General features: G+C 69.7%; 6 protein-coding genes. 5 read left to right on the top strand and 1 reads right to left on the bottom strand.

Going from position 1 to position 6,389, the window contains the following annotated elements; all coding sequences use genetic code 11:
* The 5 genes from HV783_RS04780 to HV783_RS04760 form a co-directional block, all read left to right on the top strand.
* Nucleotides 1-709: c-type cytochrome (locus HV783_RS04780; protein ID WP_175188772.1), on the top strand; the 709-nt coding region annotated here is incomplete at its 5' end.
* A gap of 455 nt (nucleotides 710-1,164) precedes the next feature.
* Nucleotides 1,165-1,533 (top strand): hypothetical protein, encoded by a 369-nt coding sequence (locus HV783_RS04775; RefSeq protein WP_144657278.1) that lies wholly within the window; start codon nucleotides 1,165-1,167, stop codon nucleotides 1,531-1,533.
* A gap of 211 nt (nucleotides 1,534-1,744) precedes the next feature.
* Nucleotides 1,745-2,458 (top strand): MgtC/SapB family protein, encoded by a 714-nt coding sequence (locus HV783_RS04770; protein WP_054502547.1) that lies wholly within the window; start codon nucleotides 1,745-1,747, stop codon nucleotides 2,456-2,458.
* Nucleotides 2,459-2,496: 38 nt separating this feature from the next.
* Complete coding sequence (locus HV783_RS04765; protein WP_175167848.1) at nucleotides 2,497-2,901, top strand: DUF2946 family protein; 405 nt, start codon at nucleotides 2,497-2,499, stop codon at nucleotides 2,899-2,901.
* Nucleotides 2,902-2,949: 48 nt separating this feature from the next.
* A complete protein-coding gene (locus HV783_RS04760; protein ID WP_175188771.1) occupies nucleotides 2,950-5,115 on the top strand; it encodes a TonB-dependent receptor in 2,166 nt (721 codons plus the stop codon).
* Between the two features lies 1 nt (nucleotide 5,116).
* Here HV783_RS04760 and HV783_RS04755 read toward each other — a convergent pair whose 3' ends face one another.
* A complete protein-coding gene (locus tag HV783_RS04755) occupies nucleotides 5,117-6,217 on the bottom strand; it encodes a DUF748 domain-containing protein (RefSeq protein WP_175142350.1) in 1,101 nt (366 codons plus the stop codon).
* Nucleotides 6,218-6,389: the final 172 nt, after the last annotated feature.

The raw sequence follows: 6,389 nt of genomic DNA, 5'->3' as shown, positions 1-6,389 counted from the left end.
CTCGGCCACACCGGCCACGGCAGCGCCGGCGTCCTCCGCTGCGCCCGCCCCCTCGGCGGCCTCGCCAGCCGCGCCCGTGCCCGGGCGCAGCGCGCTGGACTTCAGCGCATCGCGTCCGGCCTGGGAGGGCTACCTTCGCGGCGCCGACCCCGAACAGGGCAAGCAGCTCGCCGCCGCGGGCAAGCCGGCGGCAGGCGTGCAGGCCTGTGTCGCCTGCCACGGCCAGGCCGGCATCACGCCCACCGGCGGCATCTTCCCCAACCTCGCCGGCCTGACGCCCGAGTACATCGCCAAGCAGTTGGCGGACTTCCGCCAAGGCACGCGCAAGCAGCCGCTGATGAACACCATCGCTCAAGCCCTGAGCGAGCAGGAAATCGGTCAGTTGGCAGCCTATTACGGTAGCCTGGCGGGACCGCCGCTGCACGTGGGCGAAGCCGGCGGCGAGGCGGCGCGCAAGCTCGACCAGGCCGGCGACGGCAGCCGCGCCTTGCCCGCCTGCGCCAATTGCCACGGCCTGCGCGGCATCGGCGAAGGGCCGTTGCTCCCGCGCTTGGCGGGCCAGTCCAAGGAGTACTTCGCGGACCAGATCAACGCCTTTCGCAACGGTTCGCGGCAGAACGACGATGTCGGCGTGATGCGCGCCTTCGCGCAGCGGCTGACCGACAGCGAGATCGAGGCGCTGGGCCAGTACTACGCGGGCACGCGCTGATCCGGCCACGGTCTCGGAGGGCGGCGCCCTGCCCGCGGCGCCGCCCTCCGAGGCCTTGCGTCCAACCTCGCTTTCGCCTGGCCGCCCCGTGGCGCGCGGGATGCGTTCCATTGCATATGAATATTCATCAAGTCTGTTTTTTTACTTGGTGTTTTCCCTAATCCCTTCATATAATTGCCGCACCATCAACCACCCCGAGATCATTGTGGACAACGACGGATGTAGTCGATACACGACTGCTTGCGCCGCTTGACGCAGGATCCGCAGAGTTTTCTGCCGAGTCCTGCGTAAAGCCAGGACACGGCTATTGGCCCGGCAGCCTCGCGCTACCCCGGCCTCGGCCCTCCCGATACCGACTTACCGACGCGATACGCGGGCTTTGTTGCGCCCGCCCCGCGCCCGGCGAGCGGCGCATGCATGTGGACCTTCCACCGTACTCCCGCCCGGAGACGACCATGCGCATCAAGAAACTCCTCCCCTTCCTGGATGGCGCCGCCGCCGTGCGCGGCGCCGACGCGGCCGCGCACACCCCGGCCGCCGCCCCGACCTATCAGTTCACCATCGTCAGCCTCGCCGACACCCTGAACGCGCTGCGCAAGCAGTTGTACTACGAGCTGCAGGCCCTGAACCTGCGGGTCGTGAACGTGCGCATCTCGCGCCAGGAAGCCGGCCAGCTCGCCAGCACCACCGTCACGCTGCAATGCCCGCCCCAACTGCGCGGCCTGCTCAGCGCCATCGCCCTGCGCCTGGGCCAGAGCCCTGACGTGCGCCGCGTGCACTGGGAAAACGAAGGCGGCGCCCGCATCGCGGTGCTGCCGGCCTGAGCCGCGGAAAGGAGACTGTCATGAAAGACCCGTACAAATGCCTCCTCGTCGCCCGGGTGGCAGCCCTGCTGCTGCTCTGGCTGCTGGCTTTCATACTGACCGCCGCCTCCGTCTGGCAAATGCCCTGAGGCCGAGGCCCGCCGCGACCGCCCCGGCCCGGTGAAGCCGCCGGGGCCGGGGCGACCCGCATGCTGAACACGAGAACAACAACATGAAGAACTTCGAGAACATCCAGCTCCTCCCGCTGGCCAACACCCTCATCAGCCTGGCGGTGGCCTTCGTGCTCGGCTCCATCGTCGGCTTCGAACGCCAGTACCGCCAGCGCACCGCCGGCCTGCGCACCAACGCCCTGGTGGCGGTGGGCGCCGCCATCTTCGTCGACATGGCCTTTCGCGTCGGCGGCCCCGACGGCGGCGCGCGCGTGATTTCCTACGTGGTGTCCGGCGTCGGCTTCCTGGGCGCCGGCGCCATCATGCGCGAAGGCGGCAGCATCCGCGGCCTGAACACCGCGGCCACGCTGTGGGGCTCGGCCGCCATCGGCGCCTGCGCCGGCGCCTCGCTGATCCTGGAGGCAATCGCGGCCACCGTGTTCGTGCTCGCCGCCAATACGCTGCTGCGGCCGCTGGTCTCGTACGTAAACCGCCAGCCCGTCGACGCGCAGACCACCGAAGTCACGACCGTGATCCACGTCATCGCCCACGTCGACCAGCGCCAGGCCGCCATGACCGTGCTGGAAGACGTGCTCGAGGACGAGCAACTGCCCCTGTCCGAACTGAAGATCGACCAGTTCGGCGAGAACGAGGTCGAGATCGAGGCGGCGTTGAGCGAAGCCTCGGTGGACGAACTGGACCTGGACCGCGTCACCGCCCGGATCGCCGCCGCGCCGGGCATCCGCACCGCCTTCTGGGCCGCGCGCACGGTCTAGCGGCGCGGCGCCAAAACACTCTAGAATGGGCGCCGATCATGCGCCGCCCGCTCCCGTCCCTCGCTCGCAACGCCGCCTGCCTCTGGCTGGTGCTGGCGCTGTTCGCGCTCAAGGCTTTGGTGCCGCCGGGATTCATGCCCGCGACCCAGCAGCGCGGCACGCTGATCCAACTGTGCTCGGCCGCCGGCACCATCTGGGTGGCCGGTCCGTCCAGGCACAGCGACGCGCCCGACGAACGCCACGCGGCCCAGGCCGCCGCCTGCCCCGTGGGCGCGATGCTGGCGGCGGTGGCCCTGCCATCGGCGGCCGCGCCGCTGCTCGCCGTCGGCGCGGTCATGATGCATCCGCTGGCGGCGCGCGCGCCTCCCGCGATCCACGAAGGATCCCCGCCCGGCCCGCCGCTCGGCGCCCGCGCCCCGCCCCTGCCCCCGGTACCCCGCTGATCGTTCCGCCGCGCCTTGCGCGGCTTTCTTGGCTTACCGGGAATTCCCATGGTTTCTATTTCCGCCAGGACGCGCCGCGTCCTGCCCTGGCGCGTGGCCGTCTGGACCGCGCTCGCCTTCACGCCCGCGCTGCATGCGCAGGTTGCTTCCACCCTGGCTGCCCCCAAGGCGCCCGGCGTCGCCACGCTGCCGGCGATCTCGGTCGCGGGCGACACGCCCCTGGCCACCCTGCTGGAACAGGCCAACACCGGCACCCTGCTGGGCCTGCGGCCGTTTGATACTCCCGCCAGCATCGACGTTATCAGCAACGAGCAGTTGCGCGCGCGCGGCGCGGTCAACGTCACCGACGCCATCACCCAGGCAGCCGGCGTCAGCGCCATGCGCCATCCTGGCAATGGCGGCTCGTCGTTGTCATCGCGCGGCTTCACCGATTCGAACTCGGTGGCCCAGTTGTTCGACGGCGTGCGCCAGTTCGGCGGCGTCGGCCAGACGTTCCTCTATGATCCCTGGGCGGTCGAGCGCATCGAAGTCCTGCGCGGCCCGGCGTCGGTGCTGTACGGCGAAGGCGCCATCGGCGGCGTGGTCAACGTCATCCCGAAAAAACCCACCCGCGGCCCGATCGAGAACGAGATCCAGACCACCATCGGCACCCACGACACCCAGAGGCTGGGCTTCGGCAGCGGCGGCGCGCTGGATGACAAGTGGTCATACCGGCTCGACATCAGCGGCAACCACAGCGACTCGGGCATCAGCCTGGGCGACGCGCGCGACCTCGCGGTCACCGCGGCGTTGCGGCTGGACGTGTCGCCGGAGCTGAACGTCACGCTGACCCAGGCCTATGCCTGGCAGGAGCCAACGCGCTACTTCGGCACGCCGCTGATCGCCGGCAAGATCGACTACGACCTGCGGCGCCAGAACTACAACGTGGCCGACAGCAAGATCATCTACCGCGACAGCCGCACCGACCTGAAGGCGGAGTGGTCGCCGAACCCGGCCACGCTGGTGCGCAGCCGCGTCTACTACATCGGCAGCGACCGCGACTACCGCGACGCCGAAAACTACACCTGGCAGCCGGCCAGCGGCCTGATCCAGCGCAGCGCCTACACCGACATCCGCCACGACCAGCAACAGGTCGGCAATGTCACCGATGCGTCCTTCGACGGCCACCTGTTCGGCCTGGCCAACAAGGTGGCGCTGGGCTTCGAGCTGAACCACGCCACGTTCAAGCACACCAACAATTCGCCGTATTCCGGCACCTCGCTGGTGGACCCGTACGACGTCGATCACGGCCGTTTCATCAACGTCGCCGGCACCTCGCCGCGCTATCGCAACAGCGCCGACCAGTACGCGCTGTTCGCGGAGAACCGCCTCATGCTGACCTCCCGCTGGTCGGTGCTGGCGGGCGTGCGCTATGACCACATCGACCTGAAACGACGTGACCTGGTGGCCGACCAGACCGCGTTCGACACCACCTTCAACAATGTCGGCTGGCGCATCGGGACCGTCTACGACCTGCTGCCCACGCTGTCCGTCTACGGCCAGTACGCCGAGGCCGCCGACCCGATCGGCAGCCTGCTGCTGCTGTCGCCGGCCAACAAGGACTTCAAGCTGTCCAAGGGCCGCCAGATCGAAGTCGGCGTGAAGCAGACCTTCTGGGACGAAAAGGGCCAATGGACGCTGGCGGCGTACCACATCCGCAAGGACAATCTGGTGACGCGCGATCCCAACGATCCGACACTGCGCATCCAGGTCGGCGAGCAGTCGTCGCGCGGCCTGGAGGCGACGCTGGGCGTGGAATTGACGCCGGCCTGGCGCGTGGACCTGAACGCGGCCGTGCTGCGGGCGCGCTACGACGACTTCAGCGAATCGGCCAACGGCGTGGCGGTATCGCGCGCCGGCAACGTTCCCACCGACGTGCCGGAACGCGTGGCCAATGCCTGGGTCAGTTGGAAATTCGCGCCGCAATGGACCGCCAGCGCCGGCCTGCGCTATGTCGGCCGCCGCTTCGCGGATGCCGCCAACCGGCTCGAATTGGCGGGCTACACCACCACCAACCTGACCCTGCAATGGGAGCCGCGGCGTGACCTGACGCTGGCATTGCGCGCGTTCAACGTGTTCGACCGCCAGTACGCCGAGACCGCCTACTACAACCAGACGCAATGGCTGCTAGGCGAAGGCAGGCGCGTCGAGCTGAGCGCCAACTACCGCTTCTGACTCACTGGGTGAGCAGGTCGGAGATCGCGTCGCCCAGGTCTTTCACGGCGCCGGCCACGCCGCCGGCCGCGCCCTCGGCCCCCACGCCGATCGCGCGGCCGAAGCCGCGCGCGATCTGGGCCGCGAAACCCCGCGAGGCCGAGAACTTCGGATTGTCGAGGCTGCCGGCCAGCTTGAACTCCATGCGCAGCGTGCCCTTGCGGTCTTCCAGCGCGGCCAGCACCGCCTTGCGCGGCAGCGAAAACAGCGAACCGTCGCCGCTGAACTTCAGATCGTGCAACGCCACCACGCCCGACGCGTTCAACTGCCGCTTGGCGACGGTGGTGCGCATGTCCAGGTCCATCGCGCCGCCGGCCAGCGATCCGGCGCCGTTCTCGGCCAGGTATGGCGCGGCATAGCGGATGTCCATGTTGCGCACCGCGACCGTCATGTCCGCGTCGCTGTCGCCCACCGCCAGCGAACCGCGCGCCTGCACCGTGGCCGCGCCGCTGCGGTTGTCGCGCACCGATCCCTTGAATTCCATCTGGCTCTGCTGGCCATCGGCCGGCAGCACCAGCGGATGCAGGCGCGCCGACACGTTCTCGAACGGAATGCGGTGCGGCGGCTTGGCGATGGCCGAGTCGATGAAGTCCAGCCGGCCGCCATCGAGGACGATATCGTCGACCCGGATCGGGCCCTTGTCGCGCGCCCGGCCGCCGTCGCCATCCGCCTCGCGCAAGGCCGCCTGCAGGGCCGGCGATATCTGCATGTCGCCGTCGGCGCTGCGCAGCACCGCGAAATCGAATCCCTCGATGGTGATCTTGCGGAAAACGGGCTGGCGCCGCAGCAGCGAGCCCCAGTCGGGCTCGGCCACCACGCGCTGCGCGCTGGCGGGCGCGACGCCTTCGGCGCCCGCGATCTTCACGTCCGTCAGCACCACCGCGTCGAACCCCAGCCGCACATCCGCCACCTGCGCACGCGGTCCCAGCAGGCCGGCGACGTGCCGCTCGATGAAGCGCATGCCGATCGAGGCAGCGGCGCCCAGCAGCAACGCCCCGAGCACCAGCGCGACCAGGAGCTTGCGCGCGAACGAACGGCGTGGCGTGGCGGAGGCGTTACCCATGGATGGTCCTGTTGACGATGCGCCGGAACGCGGCGGCTTCCCGGCGGGCCTTCTGGCGGCCCAGCCTGGCACCTTAGCGATCCCCGCGCCGGGGCGCAAGGCATACGGCGGCACCGGTGCGGCGCGATCAAGGGTCCGCCAGGGCGGATGCGGCGACGCCCGCGCCGGGTTT

It is taken from the genome of Achromobacter dolens (genome assembly GCF_902859745.1).
GTDB lineage: Bacteria > Pseudomonadota > Gammaproteobacteria > Burkholderiales > Burkholderiaceae_B > Achromobacter > Achromobacter dolens.
The sequence above is the reverse complement of the archived record's forward strand: the minus strand, read 5'-3'. Positions and strand labels throughout refer to the sequence as shown.

Excerpts from the sequence above, each read along its gene's own strand:
- HV783_RS04770 (WP_054502547.1), top strand. The coding sequence starts at position 1,745 with ATGAAGAACTTCGAGAACATCCAGCTCCTCCCGCTGGCCAACACCCTC.
- HV783_RS04765 (WP_175167848.1), top strand. The coding sequence starts at position 2,497 with ATGCGCCGCCCGCTCCCGTCCCTCGCTCGCAACGCCGCCTGCCTCTGG.
- HV783_RS04760 (WP_175188771.1), top strand. The coding sequence starts at position 2,950 with ATGGTTTCTATTTCCGCCAGGACGCGCCGCGTCCTGCCCTGGCGCGTG.
- HV783_RS04775 (WP_144657278.1), top strand. The coding sequence starts at position 1,165 with ATGCGCATCAAGAAACTCCTCCCCTTCCTGGATGGCGCCGCCGCCGTG.
- HV783_RS04755 (WP_175142350.1), bottom strand. The coding sequence starts at position 6,217 with ATGGGTAACGCCTCCGCCACGCCACGCCGTTCGTTCGCGCGCAAGCTC.